The sequence below is a fragment of the Rhodococcus sp. C26F genome (genome assembly GCF_053345925.1).
This window is the reverse complement of record NZ_JBKFBA010000001.1, coordinates 438,943-462,589: the sequence shown is the minus strand read 5'-3', so window position 1 is coordinate 462,589 and position 23,647 is coordinate 438,943. Positions and strand designations below refer to the sequence as shown.

The window sequence follows — 23,647 nt, the reverse complement described above, 5'->3', positions numbered from 1 at the left end:
CCTCCCCGAAGTCCGACTCAGACGGGCGCACCGGCCGCTTCCAGAGCACGCCGCACCCGTTCGACGAAGACTTCGGGACGCCGGTAGAGGAGGTCGGCACCGACCCGGATGACCGTCCACCCCAGTTCCGGCAGCACCGCGTACCGGTCGATGTCGCGGGTGCGCTGAGTGGGGTCGGTCCAGTGCTGCACGCCGTCGTACTCCACGAGCACCCGCCACTGCTTCCATCCCATGTCGGCTCGCGCCACGAACGCGTCGCCGTCGAAGATCTCGATCTGGGTCTCCGGCGGTGGAAGACCGGCACGGACGAGGAGCAGACGCGTATGGGTCTCGGGCGGTGACGCAGCCCCACCGTCGACGAGCGCGAGCACCCGCGGCACGGCACCGATACCGTGTGCGCCCTTGCTCCTCGTCGCGAGTTCCTCGATCTCAGGCACCTTCAGGCCGGTCGCGTTGCAGAGCGCGTCGATCGTTTCGACGGCCCGGTCGAACGGCATTCGTCGGGCGAGATCGAAGGCCGTCTGCGCCGGTGTGGTCGCGACCATCCCGTCGACCACGCAGGTGTCGAGCTTCGGGTCGCGTCGGACCGAGATGCCCGGCACCGACCGGACGTGATCGGAGCAGACGAGTTCGGCCGCCGCATCCGGGTCGAGCCATCGAGTGCCGTGCACGGCAGCGGCGGACACTCCCGCGAGGACGCCGCGGCCCTGCGACCACAACCATGCCGCCTTCGCACGCAGCAGCGGGGTGGCCGGGATCCCTCGTCGGATGTAGACGTCGCGGTGGAGGTGGACGAAGTCGCGTGCGAGCCGATGCCGCGTGACGACGCCGGCTGCGAGTGCCGCACGCCCCGAGAACGGTTCGTCGAAGTCGATCACGCGCCGAGCATGCCGGGCGCGCCTACCCTCCGGACGCCGCGTCGGGGCCCGGTTGTGGACAAAGCGAGGTCATCCCCGGGCCGGTCATCTGCGACGAAAGAAGTTCGGGGAGGTTGTGTCCGGGTTCTTCGAGAAAACCGAACACAACCTCCCCGAACCCGGGAGCTGTCTGCTTACGCGACGCGCTCGAAGATCGCTGCCAGACCCTGGCCGCCGCCGATGCACATGGTCTCGAGGCCGTAGCGGGCCTCGCGACGGTGCAGCTCGCGGGCGAGGGTGGCGAGCATGCGTCCGCCGGTCGCGCCGACCGGGTGGCCGAGCGAGATGCCCGAGCCGTGGACGTTGGTGCGCTCGAAGTCGGCCTTGCCGAACTTCCACTCGCGGGTCACGGCGAGGGCCTGCGCGGCGAACGCCTCGTTGAGCTCGATGAGGTCGACGTCGGCGAGGGTGATGCCTGCCTTGGCGAGGGCGACCTCGGTGGCCGGCACGGGGCCGATGCCCATGATCTTGGGCTGGACACCCGCCACGCCCCACGAGACGAAGCGCACCAGCGGGGTCAGGCCCAGCTCGGCGGCCTTCTCCGGGGTGGTGACGATCGCCATGGACGCGGCGTCGTTCTGGCCGCTGGCGTTGCCGGCGGTGACGGTGGCCTCGGGGTCCTGCTTGCCCATGATCGGCTTCAGCTTGGCGAGGGTCTCCAGGCTGATGTCCGGACGCGGGTGCTCGTCGGTGTCGATGACCTCGTCGCCCTTACGGCTGCTGACCGTGACGGGGATGATCTCCTCGGCGAGGATCCCGTTCTTCTGGGCGTGGACGGCACGCAGGTGCGAGTTCAGGGCGAGCTCGTCCTGCTCGTCGCGGGAGATCGAGTACTCACGACGCAGGTTCTCGGCGGTCTCGATCATGCCGCCGGGCACCGGGTAGAAGCGGCCACCGGCGGTCGAGCGGGCGCGGACCAGACCGTCGTGCATCTGCACACCGGTGCGGGCGCCGCCCCAGCGGATGTCGGTGGAGTAGAACGCCGCGTTGCTCATCGACTCGGTACCACCGGCGACGACGAGATCGTGGTCGCCGTTACCGACCTGGAAGACGGCCTGGATGACGGCCTGCAGACCCGAACCGCAGCGGCGGTCGATGTGCATGCCGGGCACCGTGATCGGCAGACCGGCGTCGAGGGCGACGACGCGGCCGATCGCCGGGGCCTCGCTGTTGCCGTTGCAGTGGCCGAGGATGACGTCCTGAACCTGTTCGGGCGCAACACCGGTGCGCTCGAGCAGACCCTTCAGTGCCGCGACACCCAGATCGACTGCGGTGAGGGACTTGAACATTCCGCCGTAGCGGCCGATCGGAGTACGGACCGGCTCGCAGATGACTACTTCGCGCATGATGACCTTTCGGGAAGAGAGTGAGGTGACGGGCGGACCGTCACATGAAGCGGCCGCCGGTGACCTCGAGGACGGTGCCGGTCATGTAGGAGGACATATCGGATGCGAGGAACAGTGCGACGGAGGCGATCTCGTCGACCTCGCCGGGGCGGCCCATGGGGATCTCGGCCATTTTCTGGTCCCATGCCTTCTGCGGCATGGCCTCGGTCATCGCCGAACGGATCAGGCCGGGCTGGATCGCGTTGACCCGGACGCCGTGGTGCGCCATCTCCTTGGCGGCGGCCTTGGTCAGGCCGACGATGCCCGCCTTGGCGGCGGAGTAGTTGGTCTGGCCGACCATGCCGACCTTGCCGGACAGCGAGGAGATGTTGACGATCGCGCCGCGCTTGGCCTCACGCATGATCGCGGCGGCCTTACGGGTGCCGTGCCAGGTGCCCTTGAGGTGCACCGAGATGACCAGGTCGAAGTCCTCTTCGGTCATCGTGCGCATGGTCGCGTCGCGGGTGATACCGGCGTTGTTGACCACCACGTCGAGCGAACCGAAACCGTCGACGGCCTCGGCGAGGAGGGTGTCCCAGTCGGCGGACTCGACGACGTTGGCGCGCACGGCCCGGGCGACGTCGCGGCCACCGAGCTTCTCGGCGGCAGCGGTGGCGGCATCGAGGTCGAGGTCGCCGATCACGACGCGGGCGCCGGCGTCGACGAACTCCTGTGCGATGGCGAAGCCGATTCCCTGAGCGCCACCGGTGATCACGGCAGTGCGGTTCTCCAACAGAGACATCTACGATTCCTTTCGGCGGGGCTCGGGACGGCCCCCAGACAAGTCGATGCTCCGAATATAACGGCGATCCGGCCCGCGGAACGGCCTCGATCCATCGACAATGCCTATACGGGAATGGCGCCATTCGTATTGGACACCTCTCGGCGGCCGCACGAAGGTTGTAGACATGACACTCTCCATCCCGGCCCCCGAGGTCGACGAAGACGACTTCCGCGAGATCCTCGCGCAGACCCGCGCGTTCGTGCGCAACGTGGTCGTGCCGCGCGAGCAGGAGATCGCCGAGACGAACGCGATTCCCGAGGACATCCGCCAGGCCGCGAAGGACATGGGCCTGTTCGGATACGCCATCCCGCAGGAATGGGGCGGTCTCGGCCTGAATCTGCAGCAGGACGCGGAACTGGCGATGGAGCTGGGTTACACGACCCTGTCGCTGCGCTCGATGTTCGGCACCAACAACGGCATCGCCGGCCAGGTGCTGGTCAACTTCGGCACCGACGAGCAGAAGAAGCAGTGGCTCGAGGGCATCGCCTCCGGCGAGGTCGTCGCGTCGTTCGCGCTCACCGAACCGGGCGCGGGCTCGAATCCGTCGGGTCTGCGCACCAAGGCCGTGCGCGACGGCGACGACTGGGTCATCACCGGTGAGAAGCGCTTCATCACCAACGCTCCGCTGGCGAACCTGTTCGTCGTGTTCGCCCGCACTCGTCCGGCGGATGAGAACGGCACCGGCATCGCGGTCTTCCTCGTCCCCGCCGACACCCCGGGTCTGACGGTGGGCAACAAGGACGCGAAGATGGGCCAGGAAGGCGCCTGGACCGCGGATGTGCACTTCGACGGGGTGCGGGTGCCGAACTCCGCGCTCGTCGGCGGCAGCGAGGATGTCGGCTACAAGGCCGCGATGGTCTCGCTCGCCCGTGGTCGCGTGCACATCGCCGCGCTGTCGGTCGGGCAGGCCCAGCGTGCGCTCGACGAATCGGTGGCCTATGCGGCCGCGGTGACCCAGGGCGGCACTCCGATCGGTAACTTCCAGTTGGTGCAGGCGATGATCGCCGACCAGCAGACCGGTGTGATGGCCGGCCGCGCTCTGGTGCGCGACGCGGCGAAGGCGTGGGTGGAGGAGACCGACCGCCGCATCGCGCCGTCGGTGGCGAAGCTGTTCTGCACCGAGATGGTCGGCAAGGTCGCCGATCTCGCGGTGCAGATCCACGGTGGCAGCGGGTACATGCGTGAGGTCGCCGTCGAGCGGATCTACCGTGACGTGCGTCTGCTGCGTCTGTACGAGGGCACCAGCGAGATCCAGCGTCTGATCATCGGCGGCGGACTCGTCAAGCAGGAACAGAAGAAGAACTCCTGATCTTCGCGGCGCGGTTCCGGAACAGCTGCATCCGGAACCGCGCCCGAAGCGATTCTCTCGAATCGTCTTCCACCGCATACGAAGAAACCCCCGGCATCGGATGCCGGGGGTTTCTCGTGTGCGGGTCAGGAGACCGTCAGGCGCGATCGCAGATCGGTCTTGAGGATCTTGCCCGCGGCGGAGGTCGGCAGCGCGTCGACCACCACCACTTCGCGGATCTTCTTGTACGGCAGGACCCGTTCGGCGACGTACGCCTTCAGCTCCTCCGCGTCGGGCTCCTCGCCGGCGACGGGGACGACGAAGGCGACCGGCTCCTGACCGATCGCACCCGCCTCCCGGCCGACGACCGCCGCGGTGGACACCTTCGGGTGGGTCACCAGGATCTCCTCGAGCTCACGCGGATACACGTTGTAGCCCTTGTAGATCAACATGTCCTTCGCCCGGTCGGCGATGTACACGAATCCGTCGGCATCGCGGTAGGCGATGTCGCCGGTGGCGAGCCAGCCGTCGACGTACTGCTCCGCGGTGATCTCGGGGTGTCCGAGATATCCGTCGGTGACCTGCGGTCCGCGGATCCACAGTTCGCCGCGCTCCCCGTCGGGGAGGACGACGGTCGGATCGAGCTGCGACCGGATCTCGAGCTCGGTGTCGAAGACCGGAAGGCCGACGCTGCCGAGGCGGTACTCCGAATCGACGACGAGCGGCATCGCCGTGACGACGCACGTGCCCTCCGTGAGCCCGTAACCCTCCGCGATACGTGCGTTGGGGAACGCACGCTCGAGGTTCTCGAGGGTCACGTGATCGATCGGTGCGGCACCGGACGAGACGACCCGCACGGTGGACAGGTCGCGGGTCTCGACGTCGGGATGCGTGGCGAGAGCGTGCCACATCGCCGGGCTACCGGTGATGTAGCCGGCCTCGTACCGCTCGATCAGCTCGAGCATCCGAGCCGGATCGAAGCGACCCGCGAGGACCTGGGTCAGGCCGCACGCGAGAAGGAACGACGTGTTGATCAGCGCGTGCGCGTGGAACAGCGGCGACACCACGATCGTCGAACCCTGGCCCGGGACCGCACCGGCGATCTTCAGGTCGCCGATCGGTTCGAGCGAGATGCGCCCGTCGACGTCGGCGACCAGCTGGTGCCCGGCGCGCCACGCACACATCTGCGTGACGTTGCCGACGACGTTGCGGTGCAGGACGCGCACGCCCTTCGAAATGCCGGTCGTGCCACCGGTGTACGCGATGTGCGCGACATCGTCCGGGCCGGTGACGACCGGTTCGAAGGTCTGCGGACGTCCCTCGAGTGCATCACCGAAGTGCACGGCACCCGATGCGGTGACCGCCTCGTCGGAGACGACCGCGATCAACCGGACACTCGTTCCGTCCGCAGCCCGGAACAACGTCTCGGCCTGCGCGGAACCGGTGACGGCCGCGGCCGCGGAGGTCTCCTCGATCTGTCGGCGCAGACCCGGTTCGGGCTGAAGCGGATTCACGAGCGTGACCGCCGCTCCGACGCGGAGCGCGCCGTAATAGGCGATGTGGAACTCGACGCAGTTACCGAGGTGCAGAAGCACCACGTCGCGGGCCCGCACCCCGGCCTCGTGCAGCACGCCGGCGAACTGTGCCGAGCGTGCGTCGAGATCGTTGTAGGTGAGCACGCGGTCGCCGTCGATCACTGCGGGGCGATCGCCGTAGACGGCGGCGAGGCTCGGTGCCCACACCGCCATCGTCGTCGCCGGGTACGACAGCCTGCGCTGTGCGAGGTCGGAAGCCGAGGTCATGGTCGACACCCGGTTCACCGCGGTGCCATACGGATGGCGCCGTCGAGGCGAATGGTCTCGCCGTTGATGTAGCCGTTCTCGAGGATGTTCGTGGCCAGCTGACCGAACTCGTCGGGTCGGCCCAGACGCGACGGGTTGGGCACGGTCGCCTCGAGCGACTTGCGGACGTCCTCGCGCAGGCGGGCGAGCAGCGGGGTGTCCATGATGCCGGGGGCGATGGTGTTGACGCGGATGCCCTTGCTGGCGAGGTCGCGTGCGGCGACGATCGTCATGCCGACGATGCCGGCCTTGGACGCCGAGTAGTTGATCTGGCCGATCTGGCCCTCGAAGGCCGCGACGGAGGCCGTCATGACCACGGCGCCACGCTCGTCCTCGATGAGGTCGAGTTCGGCCATGCGCTCGGCGCCGAGACGCAGTGCGTTGAACGAGCCGATGAGGTTGAGGCGGATCACGAACTCGAAGTCCTCGAGCGAACCGGCCTTGCCCTCCTTGTCGAGGATGCGCATCTTGCGTCCGGCGCCGGCGCAGTGCACGACACCGCGCAGACCGCCGCGCTCGTGTGCGACGTCGAGAGCCGCAGCGAACTGCTCCGAATCGGTCACGTCGCCGGGGGCGAAGACGGCGCCGTCGCCGAGCTCCTTGGCGATCTCCTCACCGTTCGAGTTGGGCAGGTCGATGAGGGTGACGTTGCCGCCGGCCGCCAGGACGCGACGTGCCGTGGCTAGGCCGAGACCGGACGCTCCGCCGGTGACGGCAACGGACAGACCCTTGAGTTCCATGGTGTTTCCTTCGAATTCGTAGCAGCTGGGTGACGTGAGATCAGAGCAGTTCGAGGATGGTGGCGTTGGCCATACCGCCGGCCTCGCACATCGACTGCAGGCCGTAGCGGATGCCGTTGTCGCGCATGTGGTGCACGAGACGGGTCATGAGGATCGCGCCGGAGCCGCCGAGCGGGTGGCCGACACCGATCGCGCCGCCGAGCGGGTTGAGGCGGTCGGGCTTCGCGCCGGTCTCGACCTGCCATGCGAGCGGCACCGGTGCGAACGCCTCGTTGATCTCGAAGGCGCCGATGTCGTCGATGGACAGACCGGAACGCTTCAGGGCCTTCTCGGTGGCGGGGATGGGGCCGGTGAGCATGACGACCGGGTCGTCGGCGGCGACGACGGCGGTGTGGATGCGGGCGAGCGGGGTCCAGCCCTGCGCCGCGGCGTATTCGCTGGTGGTGATGAGCAGGGCGCCGGCGCCGTCGGAGATCTGCGAGGAGTTGCCGGCGTGGATCACGCCGTCCTCCTTGAAGACGGTCTTGAGCTTGGCGAGCGACTCGACGGTGCCGCCGCGGCGGATGCCCTCGTCGGTGGCGAAGTCGCCGACCGGGGCGATCTGGCCGGTGAAGGCGCCCGCGTCGGTGGCGGCTGCGGACAGCTCGTGCGAGCGCAGCGAGTACTCGTCGAGCTGAGTGCGGGAGAAGCCCCACTTCTCGGCGATCATCTCGGCGCCGATGCCCTGGCTGAAGCCGCCGACCTCGAAGCGGTCGAGCACGTTCTGCGGGAAGTGCTGGCCGTCCTTGCTGGCGCTGCCCATGGGCACGCGGCTCATGGACTCGACACCGCCGGCGATCACGACGTCGTTCTGTCCGGAGATGACGGTCGCGGCGGCGAAGGACACGGCCTGCTGGCTCGATCCGCATGCCCGGTTGATGGTGGTGGCGGGCACGGTGACCGGCCATCCGGCCGCGAACACCGCGCTGCGCGAGACGATTCCGGCCTGGTCGCCGACCTGACTGACGCAACCCCACTGGACGTCGTCGATCGTGGCGGGATCGAAGCCTGTCCGCTCGGCCAGCGCGGTCAGCACGTGGGCGGACAGGTTGACGGGGTGGATCTCGGACAGTGCACCACCGCGACGTCCGATGGGGGAACGGACGGCGTCGACGATCACGGCATCGCGCATGCGAATCGGTCCTTTGCTGTTGCGGGACACGGTTGCCGGGCAACCGTGGTGGGAAAAAGACGACCGGCCGGGTGGTGGTCCTCACATTCGAGGAGACCATGCACCCGGCCGGTAGGGGAAAGTCTTTCGACGGAAGCTTCCGTTAGGCGGAAGCTATGCCGAACTGGTCAGGCCGCGGCCCGGATGAGCTTGCGGTCGCGTTCCGGGTTCGCCAGGAACAGGACCAGGATCGCGGCGAGCGCACCGAGTGCACCGATGACCTGGAAGGCCGTTGCGTAGCCCTCCGCCGCAGTGGCGGCGTTGTCGACGAGGACACCCGTGCCGTAGGGGGCGACGAGGCCGCCGACGGCCATCAGGGCGAGGAAGACACCCATCGTGCCGGCGGTCTGCTGCGGCGGGCACAGTTCTGAGATCGCGGCGTTGATCAGCGGGAACGCGATGGCACCGAAGCCGTAGCCGATGGAGACGACCGCGACGGCGAGAGCCGGCGTACCGATGGACGGGAGGAAGACCAGGATGGCGCCGCAGATGAGCACGCCGACGGCGGGCACGATGATGCGGACGACCCGCGAACGGTAACCCTTGGCGCTGAGACGGTCGGTGACCGTGCCCGAGCTGATCATGAGGAACAGACCGATGATGGACGGCAGGGCGAACATCGAGCCGGCCTGCAGAGCGCTGTAGCCGAGGCCGACCTCGAAGTAGGACGGCAGCCAGGTCAGGACGACGGTGGTGAGCGCGTAGACGACCATGATCAGGATCGCGCAGCTGATGAACGTGCGGGTGAGGAAGATCTTGCGCCACGGCACGGACGGCTCGGTCTGTGCGGCGGACGCGGAGGTCTCGGCGCCCTTGACGGCCTTCGTCGTGTAGGGGCCTTCCTTCCAGCCGAGGAGCCAGGAGCCCATCCAGACCGCACCGAGGACCGACAGCGAGATCAGCGCGGCACGCCATCCCCACTCGACGGTGATGAAGGTCAGGACGGGAGCCAGGGCGATCTTGGCGACCGAGGCGGAACCGGCCAGGAAGGCGCCGGGCAGGCCACGCTTGGCCGGCGGATGCCACGAGTACGCGGCGGTATGCATGAGAGCCGAGCTCGGTCCTTCGGCGAGACCGAGGAGCATACGGGTGACGACCAGCATCGCGAAGCTCGCGCTGACGACGAGCGGCAGCATGACGATCGACCAGGTCAGACCGAGAGCCAGCAGGGCCCAGCGGAGGGTCAGGTACTTGTTCAGCGGCCCGGCGAAGAATCCGCCGACGGTAAATGTGACGAAGAACAGCGATCCGACCAGGCCGATCTGGGAGGAGCTCATGCCGAGCTCACGTGCCAGAGGCTGGGCGATGATGCCGAGGACGGCCTTGTCGGCGTAGTTGACGACGTAGAGGAAGATGACCAGACCGGTCATGCTCCATGCGCGGCCGGGGGTCACGAGAGGAGTCGAGCCGGTCGCCGGCCGGCCGGGGCCGTCGGCGGCTGCCGACTTGTCGTGCGCGATTTCGCCTGTGGTCACTGGGAGTCCCTTCAGAACTCGAGCGGGGGTGTCCGACCAACGAACAATCTGTATGTCGCTGTCGGTGAGAACGTCACGCCTGGCGTCTGCATGTATTGAACGTGAGCCATGTCACCTGACGCAAAGAGCGGGAGGCGAACGAATCGATCACTGAAACCTATGACCCGTCACAAGGCACATTCCGGCTGTATCGAGTATTGGTCTGCGCTAACCGAGCGATAGCCGATCGGGGCTGTTCCCGGCGGCGAAACCTGGGCATGCTGACTGTGCCCGAAACAATCTGCGACGACGACGAGCGAGCCCAGCATGAACTCCACCGCTTCCACCGACGAGCTGCCCTCGTCCACTGCGCCCCTCGCGGGAGTGCGCGTGGTCGAGGTGTCCAGCTTCGTGGCCGCACCGCTGTGCGGCATGACCCTCGCCGCCCTCGGCGCCGACGTGATCCGGGTCGACCCGATCGGCGGCGCTGCCGACTACCGCCGCTGGCCGGTCACCGACGACAACGAGTCGATCTACTGGGCAGGCCTGAACAAGGGCAAGCGGTCGTTCGCGGCGGATTTCCGTAACCCGGACGCGCAGAACCTGATCCGCGACCTGATCATCGACGCCGGGGTGCTGGTCACCAACGCTGCCGGTCGCTCGTGGCTCGACTACGACGAGCTCGCCACGATCCGCCCCGACCTGATCCACGTGCAGGTCCTCGGCCGCGCCGACGGCACCGGTGCCGTCGNCACCGTCAACGCGGCCGCCGGCTTCCCGCAGGTCACCGGCGCCGAGAACGTCTCGACCCCGGTCAACCACGTGCTGCCCGCCTGGGACGTCTCGTGCGGCCTGTACGCGGCGCTGTCGGTCGCCTCGGCCGTCTACCGCCGCGAGATCACCGGCGCCGGAACGAAGGTCGTGCTTCCTCTCGAGGACGTCGCGTTCGCGACCGTCGGCAACCTCGGTTACATCGCCGAGGCCCAGCTCGGACGTCCCGTCCGGGAGAAGGTCGGCAACTCCGTCTACGGCACCTACGGCGCCGACTTCGCCACCAGCGACGGCGCACGCTTCATGCTCGTCGCGCTCACGCCGCGGCACTTCCGCGACCTCACCGAGCTCACCGGCACCGCCGAGGCCGTGGCCGCACTCGAATCCGCCCTGGGCGTCGACTTCCGCGACGAGGGCACCCGGTTCGAACACCGCCACGTGCTGAACAGCCTGTTCGGCGCCTGGTTCTCGCGCCACACCGCCGACGAGGTCGAGAAGGCGCTGGGCGGCACGTCGGTCCTGCACGAGCGCTACCGCACCTTCGCCGAGCTCGCTGCCGACCCGCGCGTGACCGACAACCCGATGTTCCACAAGCTCGACCAGCCGCGCATCGGCAGCTACCACGCCCCGAGCACCCCGATGTCCTTCGACGGCCGGTACCCCGAGGTCCGCCCCGCGCCGGCCAACGGCGACGACACCGCCGAGGTGCTCACCGAACATCTCGGTCTGACCGACGACGAGATCGACGCCCTCGCAGCTTCCGGCACCATCCGCATCTCCCAGAAAGAGCACGCATGACCCGCCTCGCCCAGACCCTCGGTCTGACGGAATTCCAGTCCGAGATCCTCGACACGGTCCGCACCTTCGTCGACCGCGAGATCATCCCGAACGCTCAGGAACTCGAGCACTCGGACACCTACCCGCAGGCCATCGTCGACCAGATGCGCGAGATGGGCCTGTTCGGGCTGATGATCCCCGAGGAGTACGGCGGACTCGGCGAGTCGCTGCTGACCTACGCGCTGTGCGTCGAGGAACTCGCCCGCGGCTGGATGAGCGTCTCCGGCGTCATCAACACGCACTTCATCGTCGCGTACATGATCCGCCAGCACGGCACCGAAGAGCAGAAGCAGTACTACCTGCCCCGCATGGCCACCGGTGAGGTCCGCGGCGCGTTCTCGATGTCCGAGCCCGAACTCGGCTCCGACGTCGCCGCCATCCGCACCAAGGCCAAGCGCGACGCCGACGGCAACTACGTCATCAACGGCCAGAAGATGTGGCTGACCAACGGTGGCAGCTCCACCCTCGTCGCCGCCCTGGTCAAGACCGAGGAAGGCGCCGACAAGGCGCACAAGAACCTCACGGCGTTCCTGATCGAGAAGCCCGCCGGTTTCGGTGAGGTCGTCCCGGGTGTCACCATCCCCGGCAAGATCGACAAGATGGGCTACAAGGGCATCGACACCACCGAGCTCGTCTTCGACAACTACAAGGCCTCGGCCGATTCGATCCTCGGTGGGGAGCCCGGCAAGGGCTTCTTCCAGATGATGGACGGTGTCGAGGTCGGCCGTGTCAACGTCTCGGCCCGCGCGTGCGGTGTCGCGATCCGCGCCTTCGAGCTCGCCGCCCGGTACGCCCAGCAGCGCACCACCTTCGGCAAGCCCATCGCCCAGCACCAGGCGATCTCGTTCTCCCTCGCCGAGATGGCCACCAAGGTCGAGGCCGCCCACCTGATGATGGTCAACGCCGCGCGCCTGAAGGACTCCGGTGAACGCAACGACGTCGCCGCCGGCATGGCCAAGTACCTCACCAGCGAGTACTGCTCCGAGGTCACCCAGGCCAGCTTCCGCATCCACGGCGGCTACGGCTACTCGAAGGAGTACGAGATCGAGCGCCTCATGCGCGAGGCTCCCTTCCTGCTCATCGGTGAGGGCACCAGCGAGATCCAGAAGACGATCATCAGCAAGGGTGTGCTGCGCAGCTACGCACTGTAAGGTGCACCCCCACAATCACATCCATCCCTGGAAGGACAACGCGTGAAGCGCACGCTGTACAACGAGGATCACGAGGCGTTCCGGCAGACCGTCCGCGACTTCATCGCGAAGGAGGTCGTGCCCGTCTACCCCGAGTGGGAAGAGGCCGGCCATCCTCCGCGCGAGTTCTACAACCGCATGGGCGAACTCGGGCTCCTCGGCATCCAGGTTCCGGAGGAGTACGGCGGAGGCGGCGAGACATCGCTGAAGTTCAACGTGATCCTCGCCGAGGAGGCGTCGGCGGCCGGTGTGTCGTTCGGTTCGTCGTCGGTGCACTCGAACCTGATCCTGCCGTACATCATGCAGAACGCTACCGAGGAGCAGAAGCAGCGCTGGCTCCCCGGGTTCGCCTCGGGTGAGCTGATGTTCGCCATCGCGATGACCGAGCCGGGCACCGGTTCCGACCTCGCCAACATCGCGACCACCGCGAAGCTCTCGGAGGACGGCAGCCACTACGTCCTCAACGGCGCGAAGACGTTCATCACCGGCGGTGCTCTCGCCGACCGTATCCTCGTCGTGGCCCGCACCTCGCCGTACAACCCCGAGGACCGTCGCGGTGGCCTGTCGATCCTGGTGGTGGACACCAAGAGCGAGGGCTTCGCGGTCGGACGCAAGCTCCACAAGATCGGTCTCAAGACCTCGGACACCGCCGAGCTGTCGTTCGACGACGTGAAGGTGCCGGTCGCCGATCTGCTCGGCAAGGAGGGCGAGGCGTTCTCGTACCTGACGCAGAATCTCGCGCAGGAGCGTCTCACCATCGCGTTCGGTGCTGCCGCCACCGCGGCCGCGGCGATCCAGCACGCCATCGCATACACCAAGGACCGCAAGGTCTTCGGCAAGCCGGTCGCATCCTTCCAGAACACCAAGTTCGTGCTCGCCGAGTGCTCGACCGAACTGCAGGCCATGCAGATCATGGTCGACAACGCGATCGAGCTCAACGACCGCGACGAACTGACGGTGCCCGACGCCGCCCGCGCGAAGCTGTTCGCGACGGAGGCCGCCGGCCGCATCATCGACAAGTGCCTGCAGCTGCACGGCGGCTACGGCTACATCACCGAGTACCCCATCGCCCGCCTATACGCCGACACCCGCGTGACCCGCATCTACGGCGGCACCAACGAGGTCATGAAGACGATCATCGCCAAGGATCTGGGACTGTAGGTCTTCTGTAGTTCTTCGGTGGAGTGGGCCCCGCTACCGGGGGTTCACTCCACCGAAGTCGTTTCCGACTATCGTTTCCCGCCATGCGGCTAGTCGTGAAGACCAAGAGGGTGATCGAAGCCCACCTGAGCAATTCGTCCGTCCGGGCCCTGTCGGGGTCGATGGTGGCGTACGAGGGCCAGGTCGGTTTCAAGTCCGCCGGTTTCGGTGGTGGCGAGGGTGTTCTCTCCGGGCTGCGGCAGCGCGCGACGGGTGAGGGGCTCTCGCTCATGGAGTGCAGCGGCACGGGCGTCGTCTACTTCGCGCACCAGGCGCAGGACGTCACGGTGCTGGAGCTGAACAACGAGACGCTGCAGGTCGAGTCCGAGCAGCTGCTGGCGCTGAGCGGGAACCTGAACACGAACGTGACGTTCGCGGGTCTGCGCGGCGGCATGAGCGGTCAGGGTCTGTTCACCACGACGGTGACGGGGACCGGGCAGGTCGCGCTGCTCTCCGCCGGGGGCCCGCTCATCCATCTCGAGGTGTCGCCGCAGTATCCCCTCGTCGTCGATCCCGACGCCTTCGTGTGCGCGAAGGGGCAGCTCACGCAGTCGTTCGTCACCGACGTGTCGTGGCGGTCGGCCATCGGTCAGGGCAGCGGCGAGGCGTTCTCCCTCAAGTGGGACGGCGTGGGCGTGGTCTCCATCCAGCCGGCGGAACGGTAGGAACAGATGAGCTTCACGAAGATCAACGGCAAGGTCGTGCGCGTCGACCTGCGGCAGTCCGGTCCCGTCGTGGCTCGCCGCGGCGCGATGCTGTTCTACACCGGCAACGTCCGGTTCTCCCCCCACGGTGTTCCCGGTGGGGTCGGGGGCGCTCCCGGTCTCGGCGGTCTCGCCGGTATGGCGGGACGCATGCTGCAGGGTGAGCACGAGGCCACGATGCTCGCGCAGGGCGACGGTGTCGTGCACTACGGCTTCCGCGGTCTCGAGACGCACATCGTCGACATGTCCGCGGGCGGTGAGCTGCGGGTGGAGGCGTCGCGCCTGCTCGCCCACACCACCGGTCTGCAGTCCACGGTCGTCTCGGTGGCCGCCGCCTCCGGTGGGGGCGGTGGCGGCGGGGGTCTGCTCGGGGCGCTGCGCGGCGCCGCCACCGGAGCGATGACCGGCACCGGCATGTTCACCACCCAGCTGATCGGCCAGGGCGCGGCGGTGCTGCTCGCCCACGGCGGCGTGTTCGAGCTTCAGGTGGGCGGCCCGACGCCGGTGGTCGTCGACCCGCAGGCGTTCGTGGCGTCCTACGGCCCGGTCCGCACCGAACTGAAGTCGTCGATGAGCTGGCGGAACGTCGGTCGCACCGGCGGGGAGGCCATGCAACTCGAATGCAGCGGACAGGGCATCGTCTACGTGCAGGCATCGGAGGAGAAGCTGTGAGTACCGTTCTGAGCCCGTCGAGCTTCGGCGGCAGCGACAACGTGCCGGGCAATCCCTACGCCTACTGCATCGACCTGCAGACGCCCTGGTTCCTGTCGAAGGGCGCGATGATCGCGTACTACGGTCAGGTGCAGTTCTCGGCACTCACCCACGGGCTGCAGGGACACCTGCTGCACATGGTGGCCCAGCAGTTCTCCGCTCCGCTCTATCTCGGCGACTACGTCGTGGCCGAAGGCTTCGGGAAGCTGATCATCGGCGACCGCGGATACGACATCAACTCGTACGACCTCGACGACGGCAACCTCACGATCCGGCAGGCCAATCTGCTGGCCTTCGAACCGGGCCTGTCGCTCAACCAGTCGATCGTCCCGGGTTTCCTCACCCTCATCGGTACGGGCCGTTTCCTCGCGTCGTCGAACGGGCCGGTGATGTTCGCCGAGCCGCCGCTGCGGGTGGATCCCGAGGCGCTCGTCGGCTGGGCCGACTGTCCGTCCCCCAGTCATCACTACGACGAATCGTGGATCACCGGGTTCGTCTCGGCCGGGGCGCGTCGTTTCGGTGTGCAGTCCGGTGAGGAACGGCAGTTCGATTTCACCGGTGCCGGCACCGTCCTGATCCAGTCGAGCGAGAAGGTCCTCGACGATTCGTCGCTGGTACGCACGATCGAGAACCAGATCCCGGGCCTCACCTCGCCCGGTCTGCACCGGATCAACCAGGTGGTATCGCAACACCTGCAACAGCAGTAGCTGCAGTATCACACCCTGGGGCGGACCTGGGTATAACACGGATCCGACCCCCTGTTTCTGTGACTACGATCACAAGCTAGGCTAGCCTAAGCCGATGTAAGGTTTGGACAACCTAAGTGAGTGTTCCCTCGGTCGCAGAAAGGTGGCTCTGATGATCGTCTGCAGTTGCCACGCTCTTACCCACCACCACATCGAGGCAGAGGTGGCTGCGGGAGCACGCTGTACCCGCGAGGTGAGCGCCAAGTGCCGCGCCGGCACCGATTGTGGCAGCTGCGTCCGGAACATCTCGGCGATCATCCGGCAGGCCCGCCAGCGGAATGAGACGATCGAACTCGAGACCGCCGTGTAGCCAGCCCCTACCCGGCGGTAAACCTGATGGTTCACCCCGGGAGGTGCCATGAAGGGCGACAAGAAGGTCATCGAGTTGCTCAACGAACAACTCACCGCCGAGCTCACCGCGATCAATCAGTACTTCCTGCATTCGAAGATGCAGGACAACCGCGGATGGGCGAAACTCGCGAAGCACACTCGCGACGAGTCGTTCGACGAGATGCGTCACGCCGAGAGACTCACCGATCGGATCCTCTATCTCGACGGACTCCCCAACTACCAGCGCCTCGGGGCGTTGCGCCTGGGGCAGACCGTCAAGGAGATGCTCGAGGCCGACCTCCAGGTGGAGATCGAGGCCCGCGACCGGCTCCGGAAGGGAGCCGAGTACATGCGCTCGGTCAGCGACATCACCTCGGCCAACATCTTCGAGGAGATCCTCGCCGACGAGGAAGAACACATCGACTATCTCGAAACCCAGCTCGATCTGATCGAGCAGCTCGGCGAACCGCTGTACCTCGCCCAGCACATCTCTCCGCCGGAATAATCCGGCACAGCAGAACGGGCCGCNCGCGGCATTGCGCCGCGGCCCGTTCTCTATGCTGTGGGACACACCAGCTTGTCGACGGTGAGAGGAAGACCATGAGCGATTCGTCCGTGACCGTGGTGCACAACGCCGAGAAGCAGAGGTACGAAGTCCGGGATGAGGACGCCGTCGTCGGATACACCCAGTACCACCCCGACGACGACGGCCGCCTCGTCTTCGACCACACCGAGATCGACAAGGGTTACTCCGGTCAGGGACTCGGAGGCAAGCTCGTCGGTTTCGCCCTCGACGACGTCCGCGAACTCGGCAAGCGCATCGTCGCGATCTGCTCGTACGTCGACAATTTCATCGAGAAGCACCCGGACTACCGGGATCTGACCGGCTAGACATGCACGCGGACGCGGCACGACCTGGTGGGTCGTGCCGCGCCCGACGCGATTGTTCCGGCTCGGTACGGCCGGTGGTCAGTTCCCCGCGCGGTTGCGCAGGTCGAGTGCGACGTCGGTGATCATGTCCTCCTGTCCACCGACGAGGCCGCGACGGCCGATCTCGACGAGGATGTCGCGGGTGTCGAGACCGTAGATGCTCGCGGCGGTCTCGGCGTGACGCAGGAAGCTCGAGTACACGCCGGCGTAGCCGAGGGTGAGGGTCTCGCGGTCGACCTGCACCGGACGGTCCTGCAGCGGGCGCACGAGATCGTCGGCGGCGTCCTGCAGCCCGAACAGATCGCACGAGTGCTTCCAGCCGAGCAGATCGGCGACCGCGACGAAGGGCTCGATCGGGCAGTTGCCGGCACCGGCACCGTGTCCGGCCAGCGAGGCGTCGACGCGGATGACACCTTCCTCGACGGCACACACGGAGTTGGCGACCGACAGCGACAGGTTCTGGTGCGCGTGGATGCCGATCTGTGTGGTCTCGTTCAGGACCTCACGGTAGGCACGCACACGTTCGCGGACACCGTCCATCGTGAGGCGTCCGCCGGAGTCGGTGACGTAGACGCAGTCGGCGCCGTAGGACTCCATGAGCTTCGCCTGGCGGGCGAGCTCCTCGGACGGGGCCATGTGCGACATCATGAGGAAGCCGGACACGTCCATGCCCAGTTCCTTCGCCGCGGCGATGTGCTGCGCGGAGACGTCGGCCTCGGTGCAGTGCGTCGCGATGCGCACCGACCGCACGCCGATCTCGTAAGCGCGCTTCAGCTCGTGGACGGTTCCGATACCGGGCAGGAGCAGCGTGGTGAGCGTGGCCGAATTGATCGCTCCGGCAGCGGCTTCGAGCCACTCCCAGTCGGTGTTGCTGCCGGGACCGTAGGTCAGCGAGTGACCGGCGAGGCCGTCGCCGTGGGAGACCTCGATGGCGTCCACACCTGCACGGTCGAGCGCACCGGCGATCTTCGCGACGTCCTGCGGCGTGATGCGGTGACGGATGGCGTGCATGCCGTCGCGCAGGGTCACGTCCTGGATGTACAGAGCCGTTCCGTCGCTTGCGAATTCGCGAGTCGTCGTCGTTGCCGCGGTCATGCCGTCACCTGATCCTTCTTGCGTGCCGCCACGGCGCGTGCGACCTGCAGCGCCGCGGAGGTCATGATGTCGAGATTGCCCGCGTACTCGGGCAGGTAGTGCGCTGCGCCCTTGACCTCGAGGAACACCGCGACCTTCCACAGGGGGCCGGTGTGGTCGGTGAGCGTCTCCATGGGCTCGGTGACCTCGGTGAACTGCACCTCCTGCTTGAGGGTGTAGCCGGGCACGTATTCCTGGACCTTCGCGACCATCGCCTCGACGGACGCGACGATCTCGTCCTTGCGGTCCTCACCGACGAGCGCGAGCACGGTGTCGCGCATGATCATCGGCGGCTCGGCCGGGTTGAGGATGATGATCGCCTTGCCGCGCGTGGCGCCACCGATCTTCTCGATGGCCTGCGAGGTGGTCTCGGTGAACTCGTCGATGTTGGCGCGGGTACCGGGGCCGGCCGACTTCGAGGAGATCGAGGCGACGATCTCGGCCCAGTGCACCTTGGTGACCTGCGAGATGGCCGCGACGATCGGGATGGTGGCCTGGCCACCGCAGGTGACCATGTTGACGTTCGGGGCGTCGAGGTGCTCGGTGAGGTTCACCGGCGGCACCGTGTACGGGCCGATCGCGGCCGGCGTCAGGTCGATGAGCATCTTCCCGTGCGGGCGCAGGACCTTCTCGTTGTACTCGTGGGCCTTCGCCGAGGTTGCGTCGAAGACGATCTCGATCTCGTCGAAGCGCGGGTGCTCGACGAGTCCTTCGACACCGGTCGAGATGGCGTCGATGCCGAGGCGCTTCGCCCGTGCGAGGCCGTCGGATTCGGGATCGATGCCGACGAGGGCGACGGTCTCGAGTTCGGCGTCGGCCAGTCGCTTGATCTTGATGAGCAGGTCGGTGCCGATGTTGCCCGACCCGATGATGGCAACCTTGGTGGTCATGAGTTCTCCTGTGCGGTGGAGCTTTCGGAAGAGAAACGCGCGGTGACGGTGCCGAGCGAGGAGATTTCGGCGCGGACCGTGACGCCGGGCGGCGCCGGAACCATCGGGCCGAGTGCCCCCGACAGCACGACCTGCCCTGCGCGCAGGGGCTGCCCGAACTCGCGTGCTGTGCGTGCGAGCCACAGCAGGGCGTTCAGCGGATCGCCGAGGCAGGCTGCGCCGTTGCCCTCGGAGACGAGCTCGTCGTCGACGTACATCCGCATGGTGGCGTCGATCGGCTCGAACTCGTCGAGGGTGAGCGTCTGCGAGCCGAGCACGTACAGGCCGCTGGATGCGTTGTCCGCGACCGTATCCGTGATCTTGATGTCCCAGCCGGCGACGCGGCTGTCGACGATCTCGAGAGCGGCGAGCGCGTGTCCGACGGCGGCGCGGACGGTCGCGAGATCGAGATCGTCCGAGTCGAGGTCGGCGGAGAGGACGAACGCGATCTCGGCCTCGGCCTTCGGCTGCAGCAGGCGCTCGCTGGGCACCTCGTCGAGAGCGGTGACGTCCATGTCCTCGAAGAGGACACCGAAGTCGGGGCGGTCGACACCGAGCTGCTGCTGCACCGCCGGGGAGGTCAGGCCGATCTTGCGTCCGACGATGCGGGCACCTTCGGCGAGCCTGCGGTCGGTGAGCTGCTGCTGCACCGTGTACGCCAGGTCGATGTCGGTCTCCCCGAGCAGGTCGCGGACCGGACCGCACGGTGCGGAGCTGCGTGTGGCCTCGATGAGACGGTCGGCCGCCGCACCGGCGATGCGGGTGCGATCCGCCGCTGATGTGGTGTTGGAGCTGGTAGTCATCACGTCCTCGTCGTTCGATGGATTACGACCATCGTGGCGGCGAGGTCCGCCCCCGTACAGGGGCGCGTTCCGGTGAGTGGAACGTGCGCGCTCAGAGTTTGCGGATGGCCTCACGGCGGGCGTGAGTGGCGGCGATCCCCGCGGCGGCGGCCTTCACCGCGCCCTCGTGCTTCTCCGGACGGAACCGGGTGACGGGACCGGTGACGCTCACCGCCGCGATGGGGCGCTCGTCCGCGTCGAAGATGGGGGCGGCAACGCAGGCCAGGCCGACCGCGGACTCCTCGAACTCGAAGGCCACCCCGCGCTCGAGCACGGTCGCGAGATTCGCCCCGAGTCGTCCGGGGGTCGTGATAGTGCGGGGAGTCTTGCGCGCCAACCCGGCCTCGACCACCTCGGCCAGCAGCTCCGGTGGGGAGAACGCGAGAAGAGCCTTGCCGATCCCGGTGCAGTACATGGGCATTCGCCCACCGATCCGGGACGGCGTGGACGCGGGGCGATGTCCGCCGATCTTCGAGACGTAGACGACCTCGACACCCTCGGGGACGCCGAGGTGCACGGTCTCGTGGGTGCGTTCGTACAGATCCTCCATGAACGGGATGGCGACCTCGACCAGGCCCCGCTCGAGGGAGGCGCGCAGGCCCAGTTCGAAGAGCTGACCGCTCAGGCGGTAACCGGCCGGGTCCTTGTCGAGCAACCGGACGGCGACGAGATCGCCGACGATGCGGTGCAGCGTCCCCTTCGGCAGACCGGTGCGTCGACCCAGTTCGGCGAGGGTGAGGACGTGGTCGTCGGCGGTGAACGCCCACAGCACGGTGACGACCTTGCCGAGCACCGTGTTGGTGTCCACCCCGTCGCCCGGCGGGCGGGCATGCACCGGCGACTCGCGCTGTCCTTCCACGTGGCTCAGGTTAGGACACCTCGCTCCGCACGCGGGACGGGCGCCCGCGCTGGCATCCTGGATGTGTGACCGAGCGCAAGCGGTGGGATCTGACGTTCGAGACGTGGATCGAACGGCAGATCCGCGTGGCGCAGGACCGGGGCGATTTCGACGATCTGCCCGGTTACGGCAAACCCATCCCCGACCACGGCGACGACGAGCTGTGGTGGGTGAAGAGCTATCTGGCGCGCGAGGGTCTGTCGACGGAGGCGCTGCTGCCGCCCGAACTGCAGTTGCGGCGCGAGATCGAGCGTCTGCCCGGCACCGTCGGCTCGGCTCCCGGCGAGAAGGTGGTGCGCGACATCGTCTCCGATCTCAACCGGCGGATCGCCGACTGCCTGCGTTTCCCGAGCGGCCTGCCCGTACCGATCCACAAGGTCGATGCCGAGGAGATGGTGGAGGTGTGGAAGGTCGAGCGGGCACGTCGTCGCGAGGAGGCCCGCACGGCCCTGAACTCGACGCGACCCCGGCTCGAGACGGAGTCCGAGACCGGGGTCGCGCGAAGAAGGTGGATCTTCCGGTGGTTCCGCAGGCGGAACCGGCCGGTCGTCAGGGAAGGGTGAGCGGTGCTCCGGTGGCGGCGCGCACCTGCTCCTCGGTGACGCCCGGGGCGCACTCGGTCAGGACGAGGCCGTCGGCGGTCACGTCGATCACCGCGAGGTTGGTGATGATGCGCTGGACCACGCCCTCACCGGTGAGCGGCAGCGAGCACTCCGAGACGATCTTCGGGTTGCCCTGCTTGTCGGTGTGCTCCATGAGCACGATGACCTTGCGGGCGCCGTGGACGAGGTCCATCGCCCCGCCCATGCCCTTGACCATCTTTCCGGGCACCATCCAGTTGGCCAGATCGCCGGTGGCCGAGACCTCCATGCCTCCGAGCACGGCGGTGTCGATGTGGCCGCCGCGGATCATGCCGAAGCTCAGCGCCGAGTCGAAGAAGGCAGCGCCGGGGTTGACCGTCACGGTCTCCTTGCCGGCGTTGATCAGGTCGGGATCGACCGAGTCCTCGGTGGGGTACGGCCCGGTGCCGAGGATGCCGTTCTCACTGTGCAGGGTGACGTGCACACCCTCGGGCAGGTAGTTGGGGATCAGCGTCGGCAGGCCGATACCGAGGTTGACGTACTCCCCCGGCGCGAGTTCCTGCGCGGCGCGCGCGGCCATCTGCGTGCGCGTCCAACCCTGTGTCTCGACAGCTGTGGTCATGCTCTACGCTCCCTTCGCGGCGCTGACGGTGCGCTTCTCGATCTGCTTGTTCTGGACACCGGTGTGCACGACCCGGCCCACGAAGATTCCCGGCAGGTGCACCTCACCCGGATCGATCTCACCCGGCTCGACGAGTTCCTCGACCTGGGCGATGCACACGCGACCGGCCATCGCGGCGAGCGGGTTGAAGTTCATCGCGGCCTTGTTGAACACCAGGTTGCCCTCGGTGTCGCCCTTGAGGGCGTGCACGAGCGAGAAGTCCGCGGTGATGGACTCCTCGAGCACGTACCGCTTGCCGCGGAACTCGCGGATCTCCTTCGCCGGCGACGCCACGGCGATCGAACCGTCGGCGTTGTACTTCCACGGCAGTCCGCCCTGCGAGATGGGCGTGCCGACCCCGGCGGGGGTGAAGAAAGCGGGGATGCCCGCGCCACCGGCGCGGAGCTTCTCGGCGAGAGTGCCCTGCGGGGTCAGCTCCACCTCGAGCTCACCCGAGAGGTACTGCCGGGCGAATTCCTTGTTCTCCCCGACGTACGACGCGGTGACCCGGCGGATGCGCTTGCTGCCCAGCAGGATTCCGAGACCGTGGCCGTCGACGCCGCAGTTGTTGGAGAACACCTCGAGGTCGGTGACCCCGGTGTCGGCAATGGCCTGGATCAGGATGTCGGGGATACCGCACAGTCCGAATCCGCCCACCGCGAGCGTCGCACCGTCACGGATGTCGGCGACGGCCTCCGCCGCCGTCTCGAACACTTTCGTTGCCAACTCTCACCTCTCGGGTTTCCGGGGGAGCCGCGGGGCTCCGCTGGACGAATCACGTCCACTGGATGAACGCGGTCACATTCTTGGTTTCTACTAAAGAGTCTGCAGGTGGCGAATACAAGTACCTGCTGGAATCTCTCTGAAATTGGTCGTTCATCGAACGGAGGCGCAATATGCGTTCACTGAGTAGACGTAGAATCGAGGCATGTCGTCCGATGCACGGGGTCAACTGGTCACGCGGATCGCCGCCCTGCTGCGCACCGTCTCGTCGCACGAACCGGAAGGGGTGACGACCTCGGAGGTCGCCCGCACCACCGACCTCGCCCGGCCCACGGTGCACCGGCTGCTCAGCTCACTCGCCGACGAGGGGCTCGTCGACCGGGATCCGGCGTCGGGACGCTGGGCCCTCGGACCCGAGCTCTACCTGCTGGGATCGCTCGCCTCCGTGCGCTACGACATCACCGATCTCGCGGGCGACGTGCTGCGCGATCTGGCGCGCGCGACCGGCGAGAGCGTCTTCCTCTCCGCGCGGCGGGGTGACGAGACGGTCTGTCTGGCAATGGAGGAGGGCAGCTTCCCTCTGCGTTCGCACGTGCTCCACATCGGGATCCGGTTCCCGCTCGGGGTGGCGTCGGCGGGGCTGGCGATCCTCGCGCACATGCCCGATCAGGAGATCGAGGCGTATCTGTCGCGGGTGGATCTCACGGGGGACTGGGGGCCGGACCATGCGCGACCCGCACTGGAGAAGCGGATCGAGGCGACACGATTGGCCGGCTACGCCGTCAATCCGGCGCTGATCGTCGAGGGCAGTTGGGGAATGGGCGCCGCGGTGTTCGATCAC

25 protein-coding genes are annotated in these 23,647 nt (G+C 67.5%); 12 read left to right on the top strand and 13 right to left on the bottom strand.

Annotation, left to right across the window (positions count from 1 at the left end):
* Positions 1-17 precede the first annotated feature (17 nt).
* From ACLBYD_RS02175 to fabG, 3 genes are all read right to left on the bottom strand, one after another.
* Positions 18-878 (bottom strand): endonuclease domain-containing protein, encoded by an 861-nt coding sequence (locus tag ACLBYD_RS02175; protein ID WP_447815220.1) that lies wholly within the window; start codon positions 876-878, stop codon positions 18-20.
* 173 nt (positions 879-1,051) lie between these two features.
* Positions 1,052-2,263, bottom strand: coding sequence for an acetyl-CoA C-acetyltransferase (locus ACLBYD_RS02170; RefSeq protein WP_447815219.1), 1,212 nt, complete (start codon positions 2,261-2,263; stop codon positions 1,052-1,054).
* A 40-nt stretch (positions 2,264-2,303) separates the two neighbouring features.
* A complete protein-coding gene (fabG, locus tag ACLBYD_RS02165; RefSeq protein ID WP_016695803.1) occupies positions 2,304-3,044 on the bottom strand; it encodes a 3-oxoacyl-ACP reductase FabG in 741 nt (246 codons plus the stop codon).
* 166 nt (positions 3,045-3,210) lie between these two features.
* On the opposite strand from fabG, the gene ACLBYD_RS02160 reads away from it, so the two are divergent.
* Positions 3,211-4,395 carry an acyl-CoA dehydrogenase family protein gene (locus ACLBYD_RS02160; protein ID WP_059384416.1) on the top strand — a complete coding sequence of 395 codons (1,185 nt, stop codon included), beginning with the start codon at positions 3,211-3,213 and terminating at the stop codon, positions 4,393-4,395.
* Between the two features lie 125 nt (positions 4,396-4,520).
* Here ACLBYD_RS02160 and ACLBYD_RS02155 read toward each other — a convergent pair whose 3' ends face one another.
* The 4 genes from ACLBYD_RS02155 to ACLBYD_RS02140 form a co-directional block, all read right to left on the bottom strand.
* Positions 4,521-6,176 (bottom strand): class I adenylate-forming enzyme family protein, encoded by a 1,656-nt coding sequence (locus ACLBYD_RS02155; RefSeq protein ID WP_447815218.1) that lies wholly within the window; start codon positions 6,174-6,176, stop codon positions 4,521-4,523.
* Between the two features lie 14 nt (positions 6,177-6,190).
* The gene (locus tag ACLBYD_RS02150) at positions 6,191-6,955 is read right to left on the bottom strand and encodes an SDR family NAD(P)-dependent oxidoreductase (protein ID WP_145690482.1); all 765 of its coding nucleotides are present in this window, start codon (positions 6,953-6,955) and stop codon (positions 6,191-6,193) included.
* A gap of 40 nt (positions 6,956-6,995) precedes the next feature.
* Positions 6,996-8,126, bottom strand: coding sequence for a thiolase family protein (locus tag ACLBYD_RS02145; protein WP_283479000.1), 1,131 nt, complete (start codon positions 8,124-8,126; stop codon positions 6,996-6,998).
* 167 nt (positions 8,127-8,293) lie between these two features.
* Positions 8,294-9,640, bottom strand: coding sequence for an MFS transporter (locus tag ACLBYD_RS02140; protein ID WP_447815217.1), 1,347 nt, complete (start codon positions 9,638-9,640; stop codon positions 8,294-8,296).
* A gap of 306 nt (positions 9,641-9,946) precedes the next feature.
* On the opposite strand from ACLBYD_RS02140, the gene ACLBYD_RS02135 reads away from it, so the two are divergent.
* The 9 genes from ACLBYD_RS02135 (at position 9,947) to ACLBYD_RS02095 (ending at position 16,999) form a co-directional block, all read left to right on the top strand.
* Positions 9,947-11,188, top strand: a complete 1,242-nt coding sequence (locus tag ACLBYD_RS02135) for a CoA transferase (protein WP_447815216.1) — start codon at positions 9,947-9,949, stop codon at positions 11,186-11,188.
* A complete protein-coding gene (locus tag ACLBYD_RS02130) occupies positions 11,185-12,378 on the top strand; it encodes an acyl-CoA dehydrogenase family protein (protein ID WP_413767575.1) in 1,194 nt (397 codons plus the stop codon). The genes ACLBYD_RS02135 and ACLBYD_RS02130 overlap by 4 nt, the downstream gene beginning before the upstream one ends.
* A gap of 42 nt (positions 12,379-12,420) precedes the next feature.
* Positions 12,421-13,578, top strand: a complete 1,158-nt coding sequence (locus tag ACLBYD_RS02125) for an acyl-CoA dehydrogenase family protein (RefSeq protein ID WP_016693092.1) — start codon at positions 12,421-12,423, stop codon at positions 13,576-13,578.
* Positions 13,579-13,661: 83 nt separating this feature from the next.
* On the top strand, positions 13,662-14,282 hold the full coding sequence (locus ACLBYD_RS02120) for an AIM24 family protein (RefSeq protein ID WP_085468585.1): 621 nt from the start codon (positions 13,662-13,664) through the stop codon (positions 14,280-14,282).
* 6 nt (positions 14,283-14,288) lie between these two features.
* A complete protein-coding gene (locus ACLBYD_RS02115; RefSeq protein ID WP_423657752.1) occupies positions 14,289-14,993 on the top strand; it encodes an AIM24 family protein in 705 nt (234 codons plus the stop codon).
* Positions 14,990-15,739, top strand: a complete 750-nt coding sequence (locus ACLBYD_RS02110; protein WP_447815215.1) for an AIM24 family protein — start codon at positions 14,990-14,992, stop codon at positions 15,737-15,739. Before ACLBYD_RS02115 ends, ACLBYD_RS02110 begins: the two co-directional genes overlap by 4 nt.
* Positions 15,740-15,890: 151 nt before the next feature.
* Positions 15,891-16,088, top strand: coding sequence for a (2Fe-2S)-binding protein (locus ACLBYD_RS02105; protein WP_026061323.1), 198 nt, complete (start codon positions 15,891-15,893; stop codon positions 16,086-16,088).
* Positions 16,089-16,136: 48 nt separating this feature from the next.
* Positions 16,137-16,613, top strand: a complete 477-nt coding sequence (gene bfr / locus ACLBYD_RS02100; RefSeq protein WP_016693088.1) for a bacterioferritin — start codon at positions 16,137-16,139, stop codon at positions 16,611-16,613.
* 95 nt (positions 16,614-16,708) lie between these two features.
* A complete protein-coding gene (locus ACLBYD_RS02095; protein WP_447815214.1) occupies positions 16,709-16,999 on the top strand; it encodes a GNAT family N-acetyltransferase in 291 nt (96 codons plus the stop codon).
* Between the two features lie 78 nt (positions 17,000-17,077).
* Here ACLBYD_RS02095 and dmpG read toward each other — a convergent pair whose 3' ends face one another.
* The 4 genes from dmpG to ACLBYD_RS02075 form a co-directional block, all read right to left on the bottom strand.
* The gene (gene dmpG / locus ACLBYD_RS02090) at positions 17,078-18,133 is read right to left on the bottom strand and encodes a 4-hydroxy-2-oxovalerate aldolase (RefSeq protein WP_019290598.1); all 1,056 of its coding nucleotides are present in this window, start codon (positions 18,131-18,133) and stop codon (positions 17,078-17,080) included.
* On the bottom strand, positions 18,130-19,062 hold the full coding sequence (locus ACLBYD_RS02085) for an acetaldehyde dehydrogenase (acetylating) (RefSeq protein WP_059384407.1): 933 nt from the start codon (positions 19,060-19,062) through the stop codon (positions 18,130-18,132). Before ACLBYD_RS02085 ends, dmpG begins: the two co-directional genes overlap by 4 nt.
* Positions 19,059-19,904 carry a 2-keto-4-pentenoate hydratase gene (locus ACLBYD_RS02080; protein WP_447815213.1) on the bottom strand — a complete coding sequence of 282 codons (846 nt, stop codon included), beginning with the start codon at positions 19,902-19,904 and terminating at the stop codon, positions 19,059-19,061. Before ACLBYD_RS02080 ends, ACLBYD_RS02085 begins: the two co-directional genes overlap by 4 nt.
* A gap of 91 nt (positions 19,905-19,995) precedes the next feature.
* On the bottom strand, positions 19,996-20,751 hold the full coding sequence (locus ACLBYD_RS02075) for an IclR family transcriptional regulator (RefSeq protein ID WP_447815359.1): 756 nt from the start codon (positions 20,749-20,751) through the stop codon (positions 19,996-19,998).
* Between the two features lie 116 nt (positions 20,752-20,867).
* Here ACLBYD_RS02075 and ACLBYD_RS02070 point away from each other — a divergent pair, with 116 nt between their 5' ends.
* Positions 20,868-21,404: a DnaJ family domain-containing protein gene (locus ACLBYD_RS02070; RefSeq protein WP_277370564.1), complete on the top strand. Its 537-nt coding sequence runs from the start codon at positions 20,868-20,870 to the stop codon at positions 21,402-21,404.
* Here the strand turns inward: ACLBYD_RS02070 and ACLBYD_RS02065 are convergent.
* Entirely contained in the window at positions 21,391-22,044 is a 654-nt protein-coding gene (locus tag ACLBYD_RS02065; protein ID WP_277370565.1) for a CoA transferase subunit B, read from the bottom strand. The two genes, ACLBYD_RS02070 and ACLBYD_RS02065, sit on opposite strands and share 14 nt — an antisense overlap.
* Before the next feature lie 3 nt (positions 22,045-22,047).
* Entirely contained in the window at positions 22,048-22,809 is a 762-nt protein-coding gene (locus ACLBYD_RS02060; protein ID WP_447815212.1) for a CoA transferase subunit A, read from the bottom strand.
* A 202-nt stretch (positions 22,810-23,011) separates the two neighbouring features.
* On the opposite strand from ACLBYD_RS02060, the gene ACLBYD_RS02055 reads away from it, so the two are divergent.
* Positions 23,012-23,647, top strand: a 636-nt coding sequence (locus ACLBYD_RS02055; RefSeq protein ID WP_447815211.1) for an IclR family transcriptional regulator, incomplete at its 3' end; no start/stop codon positions are given.

What these genes read in the sequence shown, in the direction of transcription:
- ACLBYD_RS02130 (WP_413767575.1), top strand. Translation starts at nt 11,185, where the DNA reads ATGACCCGCCTCGCCCAGACCCTCGGTCTGACGGAATTCCAGTCCGAG.
- ACLBYD_RS02120 (WP_085468585.1), top strand. Translation starts at nt 13,662, where the DNA reads ATGCGGCTAGTCGTGAAGACCAAGAGGGTGATCGAAGCCCACCTGAGC.
- ACLBYD_RS02065 (WP_277370565.1), bottom strand. Translation starts at nt 22,044, where the DNA reads ATGACCACAGCTGTCGAGACACAGGGTTGGACGCGCACGCAGATGGCC.
- ACLBYD_RS02115 (WP_423657752.1), top strand. Translation starts at nt 14,289, where the DNA reads ATGAGCTTCACGAAGATCAACGGCAAGGTCGTGCGCGTCGACCTGCGG.
- dmpG (WP_019290598.1), bottom strand. Translation starts at nt 18,133, where the DNA reads ATGACCGCGGCAACGACGACGACTCGCGAATTCGCAAGCGACGGAACG.
- ACLBYD_RS02160 (WP_059384416.1), top strand. Translation starts at nt 3,211, where the DNA reads ATGACACTCTCCATCCCGGCCCCCGAGGTCGACGAAGACGACTTCCGC.
- ACLBYD_RS02085 (WP_059384407.1), bottom strand. Translation starts at nt 19,062, where the DNA reads ATGACCACCAAGGTTGCCATCATCGGGTCGGGCAACATCGGCACCGAC.
- ACLBYD_RS02080 (WP_447815213.1), bottom strand. Translation starts at nt 19,904, where the DNA reads ATGACTACCAGCTCCAACACCACATCAGCGGCGGATCGCACCCGCATC.
- ACLBYD_RS02095 (WP_447815214.1), top strand. Translation starts at nt 16,709, where the DNA reads ATGAGCGATTCGTCCGTGACCGTGGTGCACAACGCCGAGAAGCAGAGG.
- fabG (WP_016695803.1), bottom strand. Translation starts at nt 3,044, where the DNA reads ATGTCTCTGTTGGAGAACCGCACTGCCGTGATCACCGGTGGCGCTCAG.
- ACLBYD_RS02170 (WP_447815219.1), bottom strand. Translation starts at nt 2,263, where the DNA reads ATGCGCGAAGTAGTCATCTGCGAGCCGGTCCGTACTCCGATCGGCCGC.
- ACLBYD_RS02145 (WP_283479000.1), bottom strand. Translation starts at nt 8,126, where the DNA reads ATGCGCGATGCCGTGATCGTCGACGCCGTCCGTTCCCCCATCGGACGT.
- bfr (WP_016693088.1), top strand. Translation starts at nt 16,137, where the DNA reads ATGAAGGGCGACAAGAAGGTCATCGAGTTGCTCAACGAACAACTCACC.
- ACLBYD_RS02150 (WP_145690482.1), bottom strand. Translation starts at nt 6,955, where the DNA reads ATGGAACTCAAGGGTCTGTCCGTTGCCGTCACCGGCGGAGCGTCCGGT.
- ACLBYD_RS02105 (WP_026061323.1), top strand. Translation starts at nt 15,891, where the DNA reads ATGATCGTCTGCAGTTGCCACGCTCTTACCCACCACCACATCGAGGCA.
- ACLBYD_RS02155 (WP_447815218.1), bottom strand. Translation starts at nt 6,176, where the DNA reads ATGACCTCGGCTTCCGACCTCGCACAGCGCAGGCTGTCGTACCCGGCG.